We start from the raw sequence: 16,266 nt of genomic DNA, 5'->3' as shown, positions 1-16,266 counted from the left end.
CCGCCGGGCCACGCCTGCCGTCGTCCTCGTCAGGAGGCCGAACCCCGGCGGACCGCGTGGACTTCCCGGTGCGGCCGACGACGGCGCGGGAGGCGGCCCCGGCACGCCCCGGCCCGGGGAGTGGCCTATCCGGTCAACGTCACCCCGCAGCGACCGCCCCCCTCGCCTCGCCGCCGCGCGTCGACTGCACGAGCACGTTGGCGACCGTGCCGCTGGGCGCCGGCCGCAGCCTCAGCTCCCAGTTGCCCAGGGTGTCCACCTGCGCCGTGCCGAGCTTGCGCTTGGACGTCCCGTCCGCGGCCATGTCGTAGACGTTGACCGACGTGGGCGGCTGGAGCAGCGTGGGAGCGCCCTGGACGACGGCCGTGCCGCCGAGCCGGAACTCCTTGCCGGCCCGGAACCTCGCCCCCGGGGCGATGGTGACCTCGTCGTCGCTGTTCAGCGTGATCGTCGCAGGAGCGCTCTTGTTGCCGGCGGGGTCCGTGACCACCAGCTGCAGCACCGGGTTCGCGTCCGGCGCCACGGGTGCCGCGGCACCGGTCGTGGTGAAAAAGGGAACCGTGACCTTGGGCTTGGCCACGTCCTTCCGGTCGAACGCCACCTCGGGACCGCTCACCTGGGACCACTCGTAGGTGACGGCGCCGGCGTTGTCCGTCGAGCCGCTGCCGTCCAGTTCGGTGGCGATGCCGCGGGGCACCGAGGCCGTCAGCGGGGCGATGGCAGCGGTCGGCTCCTCGGCGTCGGCGGGCGGAGTTCCGGTGCCCGGTGTGCCGGTGCCGGGGGTGCCGCCCTCGGTCTCCGTCACCGGACCGGGGTCCTCACCTTCGGGGGGTGCAGGAACCCCGACGGGGGACACCGGGCCGTCGGTGACGACGACAGGGACGGTGGCCTTGCTGGTGCCGGTGGAGACGGTCACGTTCACCGGGGGAGCGACGGTGTCGAACGAGCCCTGGTAGGTGCCGTCAGCTCCGGGCGCGGTGTCCCCGAACCCGTCGACCTTCGGGGCGGACCCGGAGGTCGTCCTCGCCACGACGGTCAGCTTCGTGCCGTCGTAGGTGGCCGAGGTGGGCACGGAGACGTCGCTCACGCCCACCGTGCTGGTGCTCTGCGGGTCGTCGGCGAGGTTCGTGACGGTCACCTCGCTCGGCAGCGCCCCGTCGACCTTCACGCGGGCGTAGGCGAGTTCGGAGGTCCCCGGCGCCTTCTCCAGGGGAGTGGTGGCGATGCCCTGCCCCGACACCTCGAGCGTGTCGCCGCGGCTGGTGGCGAAGACGTCCAGGTACGTGCCGGTGGCGTCCGAGGTGGCCACGGCCTGTTCGGCCTTCACCCCCGTGTTGGTGGCGATCTTGCCCTGGACGGTGAACTGGTCGGTGCTCGCGGCGACGGCCTCGCCCGTCGCCGCGTTCGTGCCGGACACGGAGAAGGTGGTCCGGAGACCGCCCACGATCCGGTGCGGCACGTCCGGGTTGCCCAGGTAGCCCGCGGGGGCACCGGTGTCCCACTTCAGGAACGGTCCGAGGTTGCTCCCCAGCGGTGTCTCGAAGTTGCCGACCGCGGGAGAGATGTCCTCCACGAGCTTGGCGTTGCCCTCGGCGTCGGTGTCGACCTCGATGGTCCCGTACGGGTGGGGGAAGGAGAGCGTGCTGTTGGCCGGGCCGTCCTTGACCACGAGACGCTGCCGGGCGAACACCATCTGCTCCCCGGGCGCCACCTCGTTGGCGAAGGCGGCCTCCAGCCCGAGCGTGAGCACGGCGCTCCCGCCGCCGGGGAGGTCCAGCTCGGACCCGGCCAGCATGTAGAAGATCTCGTGGGGGAAGTTGCCGGGCAGCGCGAGAGGCTGCTCGGGATCGAACCCTTCCTCCGGGGCCAGGCCGCACAGCGGGTTCGTGCCGTCGTCGCACAGTTCCAGCCGGGTTCCGGTCCGGTCCTCGTACCAGGCCGGGAACCCGTACTTGCTGCTCACCGGGCCGACCGCCGTCAGCTGCTGTTTGTTCGTCTCGGTGACCTTGGTGACGGCGACGGCGGCGCTGACGCCCGTGGCGCCCAGGGCCAGGGCGAGGGACACCGCAAGGCTCCGGCGGAAGCGAAGTCCTTGCGGCGGGTCCCGCAGCAGCTCCTGGGGGCTGGTTGACGTGCTCATGATGTCTCCTCACAGAGCGGTGGTGATGACATCGCAAATATGTGGACGGGCTCTTGGAAAAACCCTGTTGCACATGCGACCGGCATCGGCATCGGACCCGGTCCGTGCGGGGTCGGAGGTGGACGGCGCGACCTGGTGCGCGGCGCGCAGCCCTCCGCCCGGGCCGTCCGCACCCGGTGCGCCGCGCCGTTCCTGCCCCGAGCCTGCCGGGGAGCAGTGGGAGGCGGACGCCCCGGGGCGTCCCGGGGAACGGCACCGAGGTGCCCGACGCAATGCGACACACACGGACGTCCCGGGCTCCTCGCGGGAGCCCGACCGGGCCGACGTCGGCGCCGTCCTGCTGGTCCCCGCCGCGAGCCGGTCCCCGCGGGCGTGGCACCCGCACGGTACATGGAAGCCTGTACTGTCAGAGGGTGACCACAGTGACCAGCACCCACTCCGCCGCCCTGGCCCGGCTCGGCCACGCCCTCTCGGAGGGCGTCCGCACCGGGATCCTGCTGAGCCTGCGGGAGGCCCCGGCGCGTCCCTCCGACCTCGTCGAAGCCCTGGGCGTGTCGAAGCAGGTGGTCTCCAACCAGCTCGCCTGTCTGCGGGGCTGCGGGCTCGTGGCCTCCGCCCGCGAGGGGCGCAGCACCTGGTACCGGCTGGCCGACCCCCGTCTGGGCGGCGCCCTCGGGGACCTGTTGGACCTCGTGGCCACCGTGGACCCCGACTGCTGCTCGCCGGAAGGCTGCACCTGCGCATGAGCTCCCGCGCCCCGGAATCCACGCCTCTGACTGCCGACCGCCGGTCGGTCCTGCACCGGCGGGTGCGCTGGATCGTGGCCGGCACCATCACCTACAACGTCATCGAGGCGGTCGTCGCCCTCGCCGCCGGGGCGGTCGCCTCCTCCTCGGCGCTGATCGGCTTCGGTCTGGACTCCGTCGTCGAGGTCCTCTCCGCGGCCGCCGTGGCCTGGCAGTTCGCCGCGCCCGACCCGGACCGCCGGGAGCGGGCGGCGATGCGGGTGATCGCCCTCTCCTTCTTCGGCCTCGCCGCGTTCGTCACGGTCGACGCCCTGCGGGCCCTGCTCGGGGCCGCCGAGCCGGAGCACTCGCCGGTCGGGATCGGGCTGGCCGCGGTGAGCCTGGTGGTCATGCCGGTGCTGTCCTGGTTCGAGCGCCGCACCGGCCGGGAACTGGGCTCCGCCTCGGCGGTGGCCGACTCCCGGCAGACCCTGCTCTGCAGCTACCTCTCGGCCGTGCTGCTGGTGGGGCTGCTGCTCAACAGCACCCTGGGCTGGACCTGGGCCGATCCCGCGGCCGCACTGGTGATCGCGGCCGTGGCGGTGCGGGAGGGCCTGCAGGCCTGGCGCGGGGACGCCTGCTGCACGCCCGCGGCCGTCCTCGTCGGCGCGGACGCCGACGACTGCGCCGAGGAGTGCGGCCCCGGCTGTTCCTGCTGCTCCTGAGCCCGCTCCCGGACGCGGCGGGCAACGCCGCGGGCACTCAGCCGCGCAGCCGGGCCACCGAGTCGGGCTGGTGCAGGATGTCCTGGCGCATCTCGTCCGCCAGGAAGGCCAGGAGCGCCTGGGACAGGTCCGCGTTCTCGGAGGCGACCGCGTCCCGGGCCACGGCCACCCGGAAGTTGTGCGCGAACGCGTCGATCGCGGTCTGCGCCACGCAGCTGTGCGTGGAGATCCCGCACAGCACCAGACGGTTGGCGCCCAGGTTGCGCAGCCGGGCCGCGAGGTCCGTGTCGAAGAACGCGCTGTCCCGGGTCTTGACCAGCCCCACCCCGTCCTCGGTGTCGAGGCCGGCCACGTACTGGGACTGCTCCGTGCCCGGGTAGGCGAAGCCCTGCCCGTCGTCGTGCATGTTGACGGTCCAGGTGGAGCGGTCCCGCTCGTGCTGGGTGCGGATCAGCAGGATGGGGCACCCGCCCTCGCGGGCCGCCGCGATCAGCTCGTTCACCTTCGCCGTCACGGACTCCCGCTGCTCCTCGAGCTCGGGGAAGTCGAAGTAGGAGTTCTGCATGTCGATGACGAGCAGGGCCGTGCGGCCCTCCGTGCGCTGCGGGGTCATGGCGTCCTCTCCGGTGGGGGGGCGTCGCCGAGGAGCGGCGACACGCGACGATCTGATCAGCGAACGTACTACCTATGCCGCGGCCGCTCCAGCCGCCGTCCCGCTCGGGTAGCCTGAAGCCCATGGCTTATCACGCGGACGCCCTGGAGCTCGAGGGCAAGGAGATCCTGACCTGGGAGCGCTTCGGCGAGGCGACCCAGGAACTCGCCCGGAGCGTCGTGGACAGCGGCTTCCTCCCGGACATCATCATCGCGGTGGCCCGGGGCGGCCTCCTCCCGGCGGGCGCCCTGTCCTACGCGATGGGGGTGAAGCTCTCCGACGCGATCAACGTGGAGTTCTACACCGACGTGCACCAGACGCTGCCGGACCCGGTGCTGCTCGCCCCCATGCTGGACACCGAGTCCATCGCGGGGCGCAAGCTGCTCGTGGTCGACGACGTGGCCGACTCCGGGCGCACCCTCGCCCTGGTGCTCGAGCTGCTGCGCGGATTCGGCGCGGAGGCGCGCTCCGCGGTCATCTACGCCAAGCCCCGCTCGGTCGTGGAGCCGGACTTCGTGTGGCGGGCCACCGACGAGTGGATCGTCTTCCCCTGGTCGGCCACCCCGCCGGTCACGGCCGCCGGCTGACGCCGAGCGGGGTCCGGCTTACCGGGAGGCGCGGGGGCTCCCGCCGGCCCGGTCGATCTCGACCAGCTCGAGGGCCTCGGTGCGGGTGGTGTGCAGGTCGTCGATCTGCGCCAGGGTCCGGTCCTTGGTCTCCGTGGCCGTCAGGGCGGCCGCGGCGGAGACCGCGCAGGCGAGGCTGACGAACAGGGCCACGCCCATCCAGTTGGTGCCCTCGGCGCCGGCCAGGGAGCTGGCGATGACCGGGGTGAGGCCGCCGGAGACGGCGAAGCCGATCTGGGTGCCCATGGCCAGGCCGGTCACCCGCACCCGGGTGGGGAACATCTCGGCGTAGAAGGACGGCCAGATGCCGTTGGCCATCGAGTAGAAGAACCCGGACAGGATCGCGCCGAGGACGAAGATCAGCACCCAGTTGCCGGCCGAGACCGCGGCCAGGTAGGGGTACACCATCACGGCCGGGCCGATGACCCCGGCGAGGAAGACCGGCTTGCGCCCCACCCGGTCGGCCACCGTGGCGGCCACGGGGATCATCAGCAGTGCCAGGGCGTTGGCGGCGACGGACACCCACAGCATGGTCGAGCGCTCCAGGCCCACCACCGACGTGGCGAAGGACAGGGACCACACCAGGAACACGACGTTGACGGTGTTGATCATCGCCGCGGTGGCGATCCGCAGGACGGCGGCCTTGTGGTACCTGAGCATCAGGGACAGCGGGGTGGCGGGCCTCTCCCCGGGCAGGGCGGCCTTGGCCTGCTCGAACGCCGGAGGCTCCTCCAGCCGGCGGCGGATCACCCAGGCGACGACCACTACCACGGCGGAGAGCCAGAAGGGCACGCGCCAGCCCCAGCTGAACAGCTGCTCCTCCGTGAGGAGGAGGGTGAAGGGGATGAACACGGCGGTGGCCAGCAGGGTGCCGAACTGGGTGCCCTGCAGGGTCCACGACGTGGTGAAGGCCCGGCGGTGCTCCTCGGCGTGCTCCAGGGAGACCGAGATCGCGCTGGCCTGCTCGCCGGAGGCCGACAGGCCCTGGATCACCCGGCACAGCACGAGCAGCGCCGGGGCGAGCAGCCCGGCCTGGTCGTAGGTGGGCAGGCACCCGACGGCGAAGGTCGCCCCGCCCATCATGAACAGCGTCAGCATGAGGACGAACTTCCGGCCCAGGCGGTCCCCGAGGGGACCCATGACCAGGGCCCCCAGCGGGCGCACGACGTAGGCCACGCCCACGGTGCCCATCGAGAGCAGGATCGCCACCCCGGGGGAGGCGTCCTGGGGGAAGAACAGATGGTTGAGCACCAGGGCGGCGGCGGTGCCGTAGACGGCGAAGTCGTAGTACTCCAGGGCCGAGCCGATCCAGCTGGCAAGCGCTGCCTTCTTCGGCGTCTTGACGTGGGCGGCCGGGGGCGAGGCGTGAGTCATGGTCGGGGTCTTTCACTCGAAGGACGGGCAGGACGGGCCGGGTGCGGCGGCGGTCCGTCGGTCCCCGCTGGAGGCCATCGGGTCGACTTTCCGTCAATTTCCACATATCGGCAATTGTTTCTGTATGCTGGACACACAGCATGTTCCAGATCACACTGGGCGTCAAGGGAGGTGCCTATGGCAACCGAGAAGTCCGGCACGGTCGGCAAAGCCCTGGGGCTGCTCACGCTGCTCGGGGACTACCCCGAGGGCGCGACGGCCGGCCAGATCGCCGACGCCGTCGGGTATCCGTTCAGCACGGCCTACCGGCTGCTCAACACCCTGGTCGAGACGGGGTTCGCCAGCTACGACCGGCGGGAGAAGCGGTACCGGCTCGGCCTGCGGATCTACCAGCTGGGCCAGAAGGTCGCCCACCACCGCGGCTTCGAGGGGGCGGCGGTGCCGGTCCTCCAGCGCCTGACCGACCTCACCGGCGAGAGCTCGATCCTGGCCGTGCTCGACGACGACCGGTTCCTGACGGTGCACAAGGTGGACGGGCCCCAGTTCCGCACCACCACCGACCCCGGCGACCGCGGCCCCCTGCACACCTCCGCACTGGGCAAGGTCCTGCTCGCCTGGACCGACCCGGCCACCCGCGAGCACCTGCTCGGGACGATCGAGCTGACCCCGCGCACCGAGCACTCGATCACCGACCGCGCAGAGCTGGGCCGGCAGATCGACCAGGTCCGCCGCCAGGGCTGGGCCGGGCAGCAGGAGGAGAACGACATCGGCATGGCGGCCGTCGCCGTCCCGGTCCTGTCGGCCTCGGACCGGCTGGTCGCCGCCGTGGCCCTGGCCGCCCCGATCTTCCGGGCCGACCAGGAGGCCCTGCAGGCCCACGTGCCGGACCTGCGCCGGGCCGCCGCCACGCTCGCGCTGGAGCTGCCGCTGCGGGCCTGAGCCCGCCCCGGCCCGTCCGCCCCGGTCCGCCTCCGCCACGGGCCACGCCCTGTCCACCAACCTCGAGGAGCCCCATGAGCACCGTCACCGAGTCCTACCTGGTCGGCCTGATCGGGGCGGGCATCACCGCCAGCCTCACCCCGCCGATGCACGAGACCGAGGCCGCCCACCACGGCCTGCACTACCTCTACCGGCCGGTGGACCTGGAGGTGATCGGCCGCCCGGGCAGCGACGTCGGCGAGCTGCTGCGGGCCGGGCGCGAGCTCGGCTTCAACGCCTTCAACATCACCCACCCCTGCAAGCAGCTGGTCCTCTCCCACCTGGACGAGGTGACCCCCGCGGCCGCCGCGCTGGGCGCGGTCAACACCGTGCTCGTCCGGGACGGGCGGTTCGTCGGCCACAACACCGACCAGTCCGGCTTCGCCGCCGGGCTCACCACCGAGCTGCCGGGCGCGGCGCGGGACACTGTGGTGCAGATCGGCACCGGTGGGGCCGGCTCGGCGGTGGCCGCCGCGCTGCTGTCCGCGGGGGTGCGCACGCTGCACCTGTTCGACGTGGACGGGGCCCGGGCCGCCGAGCGCGCCGCGGCGCTCGCGGCGGTCTTCCCCGGCCGCGAGGTGGTGGCCGCCCCGGCCGGGGCCCTGCCCGAGCTGGTCCCGGCCGCCGACGGGGTCGTCAACGCCACCCCCGTGGGCATGCACCGCCACCCCGGCACCCCCGTCGATCCCGCGCTGCTGGACGGGCGCCAGTGGGTGGCGGACGTGGTCTACCTCCCGGTGGACACCGAGCTGGTCGTCGCCGCCCGGGCCAAGGGCTGCCGGGTGCTCGACGGCGGGCACATGGCCGTGGGGCAGGCCGTGGACGCCTTCCGGCTGATCACCGGGGTGACACCCGACCGCGCCCGGATGCGCGAGCACTTCCTGGACCTGCTCGCGACCCGGCAGACGGCCTCCCAGACGGCTCCGCCGGGCCCCTGAGCCGGCCCCATCCGCCCACCTTCCGCCGTTCCCCCACCGACCACAAGGGGTCCCAGCATGAGAACCTCCATCGCCACGGTCTGCCTCTCGGGCACGCTCGAGGAGAAGATGCACGCCGCCGCGGCCGCCGGCTTCGACGGGATCGAGGTCTTCGAGCAGGACCTCGTGGTCTGCCCGTCGGCGCCCGAGCAGATCCGGGACCTCGCCGCGGACCTGGGCCTGGGCCTGGACCTCTACCAGCCCTTCCGCGACGCCGAGGCCGTGGCCCCCGAGCGGTTCTCCGCCAACCTGAAGCGCGCCGAGGCGAAGTTCCGGCTGATGAACCGGCTGGGCACCACCACCATGCTCGTGTGCTCCAACGTCGCGACCGCCCAGGTCGACGACGACGAGGCCATGGCCGGGCAGCTGCGCGCGCTCGGGGACCTCGCCGCGGACCACGGGGTCCGGCTCGCCTACGAGGCCCTGGCCTGGGGGAGGTTCGTCGACGACTTCGAGCACGCCCAGCGGATCGTGGACCTCGCCGACCACCCGCACGTGGGCACCTGCCTGGACAGCTTCCACATCCTCTCCCGCGGCTGGGACCCCGCGCCCATCGAGGCCATCGCGGCCGAGAAGATCTTCTTCGTGCAGCTGGCCGACGCCCCGCTGCTGCACATGGACGTGCTCTCCTGGTCCCGCCACCACCGGGTCTTCCCCGGCGAGGGCGACTTCGACATGGTCGGGTTCCTGTCCCACCTGGTCCGCGCCGGCTACGACGGGCCGGTCTCCCTGGAGATCTTCAACGACGCCTTCCGCCAGGCCGACGTGCACCGCACGGCCGTGGACGGGCTGCGCTCCCTGCGTTGGCTCGAGGACCGGACCCGGCGGGCCCTGGCCGGCGAGCCGGCGCGGGACCGGCTGCGGCTGCAGCCGCTGCCGCCGGTGGAGGAGCCGGAGGGCTACGACTTCGTGGAGATCCGCACCGGCCGCCTGGGGGAGACCACCCGGCTGCTGCACCAGCTGGGCTTCGCACTCGGCGGGCACCACCAGTCCAAGGAGCACGTGCAGCTGTGGGTCCAGGGACTCGTGCGGATCGTCGTGAACAACGCCGTCGCCCCCGACGCCCCCACCGAGGTCGCCGCCCTCGGGTTCGAGGTCGCGGAGCCCGACACCGCGCTCGAGCGCGCCGCCCGGCTCGCGGCCCGGCCGGTGCCCCGCACCCAGGAGCCGGGCGAACAGGTGCTGCGCGGGGTCTATGCCCCGGACGGCACGGAGATCTTCTTCTGCCGCGCGCCCGGCAACGGTGTGCCGCAGTGGCTCGGGGAGTTCGGCGCGGACGAGGAGCTCGACCCCGCCTCCCTGGTCACCGGCGTGGACCACGTCAACATGGCCCAGCCGTGGCAGCACTACGACGAGGCGGTGCTCTTCTACACCTCGGTGCTCGCCCTCGCCGCCCAGCCGGCCCAGGACGTCCCGGGCCCGTCGGGGCTGGTGCGCAGCCAGGTGATGCGCTCCTCCGACGCGGCGGTGCGGCTGCCCCTGAACGTCGCCCCGGCCGCCGCCGAGCAGGGCTCCTTCGTGGGCGCGGCCTATCCCGAACACGTGGCCCTGGCCTGCACGGACGTGGTCGCGGCCGCCCGCCGGGCCCGCCGGCGCGGACTGGAGCTGCTGCCGGTCCCGCAGAACTACTACGAGGACCTCGCCGCCCGGTTCGACCTGGACGAGGAGTTCGTGGCCTCCCTGCAGGAGCTGGACCTGCTCTACGACCGGGACGCCGAGGGTGAGTTCCTGCACTTCTACACGGGCACCCTGGGCACGGTGTTCTTCGAGGTGGTCGAGCGCCGCGGCGGCTACGCCGGGTTCGGGGCGCCCAACGCCCCCGTCCGGCTCGCCGCACAGTACCGGCGCACGCGCGCGCACCGGTGACGCGCCGCCGGCCGGCTCCGGCAGCGCGTCACCGGTGCCCCGTTCCAGGCGGCCGGCCGGGGGGTGCGGGCGCCGCTCAGCGCAGCGCCGCCCGCACCCCCGGCCGGCCGGCCACGACCAGCCAGAGCACGTTGACGGCCACGAGGGCCACGGTGCTCAGCGCCGGCAGCAGGTGGCCGCCCAGCAGGAACACCGCCAGGTCGAAGACGTCGCCGAGCACGGCCAGGGAGCAGAAGACCAGGCCGAGGACCCACCCCCACTGCAGCTGCTCCCGCAGCGGGAACCAGACCAGCGCGTAGAGCACCGTCGTCAGCGCCACGCCGAACAGCGCCAGCGCGGCCGCCGGCCCGCCCCCGGGCAGCCCGGGGACGCTGATGGCGTCCTCCAGGCCCGGCAGCAGGGTGCTGACCCCCACCACCGCCTGGACGGCGGAGTCCGCCACGTTGACCGCGAACGAGAGCAGGGTGAGCCGCAGCAGCAGGCGCAGACCGGCCGTCCGGGGCGGCCGGGCCGACCCGGGCACGGGGCCGGGCGAACCGTGCTGGTCTCGGGTCATGGCGGTGCCTCCTGGCGCGGGCGAGGTGCTCACCGCCGAACCTACCGCTCCGGGGCACGGCGGGCACGGGAGCGCCCGGGCCGTGACGCCGGATACACCCGTCCGGGCCCGCGGGGTAGGGTGGACGGGTAGGCACCGACGGCGCGACCGGTCGTCGGTCGTGCGCGATTCCGCCCCGACCGACGAGCCAGGAGCAGCCGAGACATGACGACGCAGCACGACCGGCCCCCGCACACCGCCCCCAGTCACCCCGAGGTGATCGACGCCCCGCTGCGGGCCGACGTCCGGCGGATCACCACCCTGCTGGGAGAGACCTTGACCCGCCAGCGCGGCGAGGAGCTGCTGGACCTCGTCGAGCAGGTCCGCCGGCTCACCAAGGACGCCAAGGCCTCCGGGGACGACGGCGCCGCGGCCCAGGTCCGCGAGCTCCTCGGCTCCCTGCCCCTGGACCGGGCGACCGACCTGGTGCGCGCCTTCGCCCAGTACTTCCACCTGGCCAACGCCGCCGAGCAGGTGCACCGGGTGCGCGTGCTCGGAGGGCGCCCCGAGGAGGAGGGGTGGCTCGCCGCGGCGGTCGGCGACGTCGCCGCGGAGGCCGGCCCGGAGGCCCTGCGCCGGGCGGTCGACTCCCTCGACGTCCGCCCGGTGTTCACGGCCCACCCCACCGAGGCCTCCCGCCGCTCCGTGCTGACGAAGATCCGGCACCTCTCCGACATCCTGGCCCACGAGACCCCGGAGGGCTCCTCCGCCCGCCGGAGCCAGGACCGGCGGCTCGCGGAGCTGATCGAGCTGCTCTGGCAGACCGACGAGCTGCGCCAGAACCGCCCCACCCCGCTGGACGAGGCCCGCAACGCCCTCTACTACCTGCGCGAGGTGCTCACCGAGACCATGCCCGTGCTGCTCGCGGACCTCGAGGAGCAGCTCGCGGAGCACGATGTGCACCTCCCGGCGGGCGCCCCGCCGCTGCGCTTCGGCTCCTGGATCGGCGGGGACCGGGACGGCAACCCCAACGTCACCCCCGAGATGACCCGGAAGGTCCTGCAGCTGCAGGGACAGGCCGCCGTCGACATCGCCCTGAGCTTCCTGGACGTCCTGGTCTCCCGGATCTCCTCCTCGACCGCGATCGTCGAGGTCGACCCCGAGCTGCTGGAGTCCGTGGAGCGGGACGTGGCGCACCTGCCCGGGCTGGACCCGCGGGTGCTGGAGCTCAACGCGCAGGAGCCCTACCGGCTCAAGCTCACCTGCATCAAGGCCAAGCTGATCAACACCCGCCGCCGCTTCGCCGAGGAGACCGCCCACGAGCCGGGCCGGGACTACCGGACCACCGCCGAACTCGTGGCCGACCTCGACGTGGTGGCCCGCTCGCTGCGCCACCACGCGGGGGCGCTCGCCGCCGACGGCACCCTCGCGGCCGCCACCCGCACGATCGCCGGGTTCGGACTGGGCCTGGCGACCCTCGACGTGCGCGAGCACGCCGACGCCCACCACGAGGCCGTGGGACAGCTGCTCGACCGGCTCGGGGAACTCGACCGGCCGTACGCGGAGATGTCCCGCGCCGAGCGTGCCCGGGTGCTGGCCGGTGAGCTCGCCGGCCGCCGTCCCCTCGCCCCGCCGGGGCTGTCCACCGGCGCCGGGCACCTGGACGGGGACGCGGACCGCACCTTCGCGGTGTTCCGGGAGATCGTCCGGGCGCAGGAGACCTACGGCGAGGAGATCGTCGAGACCTACATCGTGTCCATGACCCGCGCGGCCGACGACATCCTGGCCCCCGTCATCCTGGCCCGTGAGGCCGGGCTGGTGGACCTCACGGGGGAGCAGGACCGTGCCGGCATCGGCTTCGCGCCCCTGCTGGAGACCGTCCAGGAGCTGCGCCGCTCGGCGGAGGTCATCGACGAGCTGCTCTCCGACCCCGCCTACCGGCGGGTGGTCGCGGCGCGCGGGAACGTGCAGGAGGTCATGCTCGGCTACTCCGACTCCAACAAGGAGTCCGGGGTGATGACCAGCCGCTGGGAGATCCACCGGACCGAGCGCCGGCTGCGCGACGTCGCCGCCCGGCACGGGGTCCGGCTGCGGCTGTTCCACGGCCGCGGCGGCTCCGTGGGCCGCGGCGGCGGCCCCACCCACGACGCCATCCTGGCCCAGCCCAGCGGCGTCCTGGCCGGGGAGATCAAGTTCACCGAGCAGGGCGAGGTGATCAGCGACAAGTTCTCCCTGCCCGCCCTCGCCCGGGAGAACCTGGAGCTGTCCCTGGCCGCCGTGCTGCGCGCCACCGCCCTGCACCAGGACCCGCGCTCCTCGGAGGAGGAGCTGGACCGGTGGGGCGAGGTCATGGACGTCGTCAGCGACGCCGCCTTCGCCGCCTACCAGGGCCTGGTCGAGGACCCCGACCTGCCGGAGTACTTCCTGGCCGCCACCCCGGTGGAGCAGCTCGGCGCCCTGAACATCGGCTCCCGCCCGGCCAAGCGCCCGTCGTCGGACACGGGCCTGTCCGGGCTGCGCGCCATCCCGTGGGTGTTCGGGTGGACGCAGTCCCGCCAGATCGTCCCGGGCTGGTTCGGCGTGGGCTCGGGCCTGCGCGCCGCCCGCGAGGCGGGGATGGAGGGCGACCTGCGCACCATGCTCGAGCGCTGGCACTTCTTCCGCTCCGTGGTCTCCAACGTGGAGATGACCGTGGCGAAGACCGTCCTGGAGGTTGCCGCCCACTACGTCCGGGCGCTGGTGCCCGAGCGGCTCCAGCACCTGTTCGAGGTGATCCGCCGCGAGTACGAGCTCACCCTGGACGAGCTCTCCCGGCTCACCGGGCAGGAGGAGCTGCTGGACGGCAACCCCACCCTGAAGCAGACGCTCCAGGTCCGGGACCAGTACCTCGACCCCATCTCCTACCTGCAGGTGGAGCTGCTGAGCCGGATCCGGGAGCAGGCCGCCGCGGGCCAGGAGGTCGACGAGGGCCTGCAGCGGGCCCTGCTCATCACCATCAACGGGGTGGCCGCCGGGCTGCGCAACACCGGCTGAGCCGGTGGGCCCGCACGGTGGCCGCCACCGGTCACCGTGCGGCCCCCTACCCGAAGGGCCGTCCGCATGCACCCGCTGACCGCAGCAGAGCTCCGCGCCGGCCTCGTCAACTGTTCCCGCAGGGACGTCGCCCGGCTGCCCGTGCCCCCGGACCTCGGGGCTCTGGACTGGGACCGCCTCCCAGGATCCTGCGGAGGCGGTCGCCGGACCACCGCGGTGCGGACGGCACCGCCCGGCGCCGGGAGCCCGGCCACCGTGGGAGAGTGGGAGCCATGCGCGCAGTGGTGATCGATGCTGTCCGGGCCCGGCCCGAGGTCCGTGACGTCGCCGAGCCCTCGGCCCCGCCGCACGGGGTGGTCGTCCAGGTGCGGGCCACGGGTCTGTGCCGCAGCGACTGGCACGCGTGGGCCGGGCACGACGAGATCGCGTGGCCCCACGTGCCCGGGCACGAGCTGGCCGGGGTGGTCGCCGCGGTGGGCGAGGGCGTGCGCCGCTGGAGGACCGGGGACCGGGTCACCGTCCCCTTCGTCTGCGGCTGCGGTCGCTGCGACTGGTGCCGGGCCGGCGACGCGCAGGTCTGCCCCGCGCAGGAGCAGCCGGGGTTCACCCACTGGGGGTCCTTCGCCGAGCGCGTCGCCCTGCACGCCGCCGACACGAACCTCGTGGCCGTCCCCGAGCACGTCGACTTCGCCACCGCGGCCGGGCTGGGATGCCGGTTCGCCACGGCGTACCGGGCCCTGGCCGCGCGGGCGCGCGTGGCCGAGGGGGAGTGGGTGACCGTGCTCGGCGCCGGCGGCGTGGGGCTCAGCGCGGTGATGATCGCCCGCGCGCTGGGCGGCCGGGTGATCGCGGTCGACCGCAACCCCGAGGCGCTCGCCCGCGCCCGCGAGCTGGGCGCGGAGCACGCGCTGCGCGCGGACGGGACCGACGTCCCGGAGGCCGTCGCCGACCTCACCGGCGGCGGCAGCCACGTGGCCGTCGACGCCGTGGGCAGCGAGCAGACCTGCGCCGACGCCGTGCTGAGCCTGCGCCGGCGGGGACGGCACGTCCAGATCGGCCTGCTGCCGCCGGTCGAGGGCCACCCGCGGGTGCCGATGGCGCGGGTCATCGGCTGGGAGCTCGACCTGCTCGGCAGCCACGGGATGGCGGCGGCCGACTACCCGGCCATGATGTCGCTGATCGAGCAGGGCACCCTGCAGCCCCAAAGGCTCATCGAGCGCACCATCGGGCTCGACGCGGCCGCGGCGCTGCTGCCCGTGTTCGACCGGGCGGCGGTGGCCGGCATCACCATGATCGACCCGGCGCTGTAGACGTCCTCGAGGAGGTCCGCCCCGGGAGGGCCCGAGCCGTCGTCCGCCGGTGGCTTCGAGGGCTCAGCCCTCGCAGTCGGTGCAGTAGCTGGTGCCGGCGCTGGTGCGGGCGAGCTGGGAGCGGTGGCGGACCAGGAAGCAGGCCCCGCAGGTGAACTCGTCGCTCTGCTCGGGGATGACGGCCACGGTGAGCTCTTCGTGCGAGAGGTCCGCGCCGGGCAGGTCGATGCCCTCGGCGGTGTCGAAGTCCTCGGCGTCGATCACCGCGGTCTGGGTGGCGGCGCTGCGCTGGACCTGGATCGCTTCCAGGGACTCGTTGGCCGGCTCGTCCTCGGGGCGGGTGCGCGGAGCGTCGTAGTCGGTGGCCATGATGTGGTGCGTCCTCCTGGGAAAGGCGTTGCTGTGCAGGGCTGCCCTGCACGGAAGGACCAAAGTGTAACCGCACCGGGTGGGGATCTGCTGGGGCCCGGGGCTCACCGCCCGGTCCGTCGCTCCGGTCCGTCGCTGCGTGGTGCTGGTGCGGCGCGTCCGGGGAGGCGATACTGAGGCCCATGGACACCGAGGGGACCGGCCGGCCCGCGCGGCTGTGGTTCGATGCCCGCGGGGACGGGCCGCCCTTCGTCCTGCTGCATCCCGGCGGCACGGACTCCCGGGCCCTGGAGCCGCTGGCCGGGGAGCTGGCCGGCAGCTACCGGGTGCTCACCCCGGAACAGCGGGCCCACGGCCACACCCCCGACCCGGGCGGTCCGCTGTCCTACGCCGCGATGGCCGGGGACACGATCGCCTTCCTGGAGCGGGAGGCGGGGGCCCCGGTGCACCTGCTGGGCTACAGCGACGGGGCCGTGGTCGCCCTGGCCGTGGCGCTGCGGCGTCCCGACCTGGTCCGCGACCTGGTCGTCGCCGCCGGGGTCCACCACCACAGCGGATGGGCGCCGGGAGTCCTCGAGGACCAGGCCCGGGTGCCGGAGTTCATGGCCGACGCCTACGCCGAGGTCTCGCCCGACGGGCGGGAGCACTACGGGCAGGTGGTGGAGAAGCTGCGGCGGATGCACGCGACGGAACCGGCCTTCACGGACGCGGACCTGGCGGGTCTCGACCTTCCCGTGCTGGTGCTCCTCGGCGACGACGACGAGGTCCGGCTCGAGCACGCCGTGACCATGTACCGCGCCCTGCCGCAGGCGGAGCTGGCCGTGGTCCCGCACGCCTCCCACGGGGTGCTGGTCGAGAAGCCGGGGCTGTGCGCGCGGCTGATCACCGACTTCCACGCCACCGACAAGCCGGAGACCCTCGCCCCGCTCCGGCGCCGCGCGGACGCCTGACCGGAG

At 73.8% G+C, this 16,266-nt stretch carries 14 protein-coding genes; 9 read left to right on the top strand and 5 right to left on the bottom strand.

Annotated features, from left to right (window positions below):
* Nucleotides 1-139 precede the first annotated feature (139 nt).
* Nucleotides 140-2,140 (bottom strand): hypothetical protein, encoded by a 2,001-nt coding sequence (locus ABL57_RS07750; RefSeq protein WP_152683310.1) that lies wholly within the window; start codon nt 2,138-2,140, stop codon nt 140-142.
* Nucleotides 2,141-2,553: 413 nt separating this feature from the next.
* Between ABL57_RS07750 and ABL57_RS07745 the strand changes: the two genes are divergently transcribed.
* Together ABL57_RS07745 and ABL57_RS07740 are read left to right on the top strand one after the other, a co-directional pair.
* The gene (locus ABL57_RS07745; RefSeq protein WP_047802881.1) at nt 2,554-2,886 is read left to right on the top strand and encodes a helix-turn-helix transcriptional regulator; all 333 of its coding nucleotides are present in this window, start codon (nt 2,554-2,556) and stop codon (nt 2,884-2,886) included.
* A complete protein-coding gene (locus tag ABL57_RS07740) occupies nt 2,883-3,590 on the top strand; it encodes a cation transporter (RefSeq protein ID WP_047802880.1) in 708 nt (235 codons plus the stop codon). The genes ABL57_RS07745 and ABL57_RS07740 overlap by 4 nt, the downstream gene beginning before the upstream one ends.
* A gap of 37 nt (nt 3,591-3,627) precedes the next feature.
* On the opposite strand, the gene ABL57_RS07735 is transcribed toward ABL57_RS07740, so the two are convergent.
* Nucleotides 3,628-4,203, bottom strand: a complete 576-nt coding sequence (locus tag ABL57_RS07735) for a cysteine hydrolase family protein (RefSeq protein WP_047802879.1) — start codon at nt 4,201-4,203, stop codon at nt 3,628-3,630.
* A gap of 122 nt (nt 4,204-4,325) precedes the next feature.
* Between ABL57_RS07735 and ABL57_RS07730 the strand changes: the two genes are divergently transcribed.
* Nucleotides 4,326-4,829: a phosphoribosyltransferase gene (locus tag ABL57_RS07730; protein WP_047802878.1), complete on the top strand. Its 504-nt coding sequence runs from the start codon at nt 4,326-4,328 to the stop codon at nt 4,827-4,829.
* Nucleotides 4,830-4,847: 18 nt separating this feature from the next.
* Here the strand turns inward: ABL57_RS07730 and ABL57_RS07725 are convergent, their stop codons facing one another.
* Entirely contained in the window at nt 4,848-6,242 is a 1,395-nt protein-coding gene (locus ABL57_RS07725) for an MFS transporter (RefSeq protein ID WP_047802877.1), read from the bottom strand.
* A gap of 177 nt (nt 6,243-6,419) precedes the next feature.
* On the opposite strand from ABL57_RS07725, the gene ABL57_RS07720 reads away from it, so the two are divergent.
* The 3 genes from ABL57_RS07720 (at nt 6,420) to ABL57_RS07710 (ending at nt 10,063) form a co-directional block, all read left to right on the top strand.
* On the top strand, nt 6,420-7,181 hold the full coding sequence (locus ABL57_RS07720) for an IclR family transcriptional regulator (protein WP_047802876.1): 762 nt from the start codon (nt 6,420-6,422) through the stop codon (nt 7,179-7,181).
* Nucleotides 7,182-7,255: 74 nt separating this feature from the next.
* The gene (locus ABL57_RS07715; RefSeq protein ID WP_047802875.1) at nt 7,256-8,158 is read left to right on the top strand and encodes a shikimate dehydrogenase; all 903 of its coding nucleotides are present in this window, start codon (nt 7,256-7,258) and stop codon (nt 8,156-8,158) included.
* A 57-nt stretch (nt 8,159-8,215) separates the two neighbouring features.
* Nucleotides 8,216-10,063, top strand: coding sequence for a bifunctional sugar phosphate isomerase/epimerase/4-hydroxyphenylpyruvate dioxygenase family protein (locus ABL57_RS07710; protein WP_047802874.1), 1,848 nt, complete (start codon nt 8,216-8,218; stop codon nt 10,061-10,063).
* Nucleotides 10,064-10,139: 76 nt separating this feature from the next.
* Here the strand turns inward: ABL57_RS07710 and ABL57_RS07705 are convergent, their stop codons facing one another.
* The gene (locus tag ABL57_RS07705; RefSeq protein WP_047802873.1) at nt 10,140-10,619 is read right to left on the bottom strand and encodes a hypothetical protein; all 480 of its coding nucleotides are present in this window, start codon (nt 10,617-10,619) and stop codon (nt 10,140-10,142) included.
* 204 nt (nt 10,620-10,823) lie between these two features.
* Between ABL57_RS07705 and ppc the strand changes: the two genes are divergently transcribed.
* Together ppc and ABL57_RS07695 are read left to right on the top strand one after the other, a co-directional pair.
* Nucleotides 10,824-13,631, top strand: coding sequence for a phosphoenolpyruvate carboxylase (ppc, locus tag ABL57_RS07700; RefSeq protein WP_047802872.1), 2,808 nt, complete (start codon nt 10,824-10,826; stop codon nt 13,629-13,631).
* 272 nt (nt 13,632-13,903) lie between these two features.
* Nucleotides 13,904-14,941, top strand: coding sequence for a zinc-dependent alcohol dehydrogenase family protein (locus tag ABL57_RS07695; RefSeq protein WP_047802871.1), 1,038 nt, complete (start codon nt 13,904-13,906; stop codon nt 14,939-14,941).
* Between the two features lie 63 nt (nt 14,942-15,004).
* On the opposite strand, the gene ABL57_RS07690 is transcribed toward ABL57_RS07695, so the two are convergent.
* Complete coding sequence (locus tag ABL57_RS07690) at nt 15,005-15,310, bottom strand: DUF4193 domain-containing protein (protein WP_035929432.1); 306 nt, start codon at nt 15,308-15,310, stop codon at nt 15,005-15,007.
* Between the two features lie 182 nt (nt 15,311-15,492).
* Here ABL57_RS07690 and ABL57_RS07685 point away from each other — a divergent pair, with 182 nt between their 5' ends.
* Nucleotides 15,493-16,260 (top strand): alpha/beta fold hydrolase, encoded by a 768-nt coding sequence (locus ABL57_RS07685; RefSeq protein ID WP_047802870.1) that lies wholly within the window; start codon nt 15,493-15,495, stop codon nt 16,258-16,260.
* Nucleotides 16,261-16,266 lie beyond the last annotated feature (6 nt).

Source organism: Kocuria sp. SM24M-10 (genome assembly GCF_001027955.1).
Taxonomy (GTDB): Bacteria; Actinomycetota; Actinomycetes; order Actinomycetales; family Micrococcaceae; genus Kocuria; species Kocuria oceani.
The sequence above is the reverse complement of the archived record's forward strand: the minus strand, read 5'-3'. Positions and strand labels throughout refer to the sequence as shown.

Coding starts and splice junctions, on each gene's coding strand:
- ABL57_RS07750 (WP_152683310.1), bottom strand. CDS start 2,140: ATGAGCACGTCAACCAGCCCCCAGGAGCTGCTGCGGGACCCGCCGCAA.
- ABL57_RS07740 (WP_047802880.1), top strand. CDS start 2,883: ATGAGCTCCCGCGCCCCGGAATCCACGCCTCTGACTGCCGACCGCCGG.
- ABL57_RS07735 (WP_047802879.1), bottom strand. CDS start 4,203: ATGACCCCGCAGCGCACGGAGGGCCGCACGGCCCTGCTCGTCATCGAC.
- ABL57_RS07730 (WP_047802878.1), top strand. CDS start 4,326: ATGGCTTATCACGCGGACGCCCTGGAGCTCGAGGGCAAGGAGATCCTG.
- ABL57_RS07725 (WP_047802877.1), bottom strand. CDS start 6,242: ATGACTCACGCCTCGCCCCCGGCCGCCCACGTCAAGACGCCGAAGAAG.
- ABL57_RS07720 (WP_047802876.1), top strand. CDS start 6,420: ATGGCAACCGAGAAGTCCGGCACGGTCGGCAAAGCCCTGGGGCTGCTC.
- ABL57_RS07715 (WP_047802875.1), top strand. CDS start 7,256: ATGAGCACCGTCACCGAGTCCTACCTGGTCGGCCTGATCGGGGCGGGC.
- ABL57_RS07710 (WP_047802874.1), top strand. CDS start 8,216: ATGAGAACCTCCATCGCCACGGTCTGCCTCTCGGGCACGCTCGAGGAG.
- ABL57_RS07705 (WP_047802873.1), bottom strand. CDS start 10,619: ATGACCCGAGACCAGCACGGTTCGCCCGGCCCCGTGCCCGGGTCGGCC.
- ppc (WP_047802872.1), top strand. CDS start 10,824: ATGACGACGCAGCACGACCGGCCCCCGCACACCGCCCCCAGTCACCCC.
- ABL57_RS07695 (WP_047802871.1), top strand. CDS start 13,904: ATGCGCGCAGTGGTGATCGATGCTGTCCGGGCCCGGCCCGAGGTCCGT.
- ABL57_RS07690 (WP_035929432.1), bottom strand. CDS start 15,310: ATGGCCACCGACTACGACGCTCCGCGCACCCGCCCCGAGGACGAGCCG.
- ABL57_RS07685 (WP_047802870.1), top strand. CDS start 15,493: ATGGACACCGAGGGGACCGGCCGGCCCGCGCGGCTGTGGTTCGATGCC.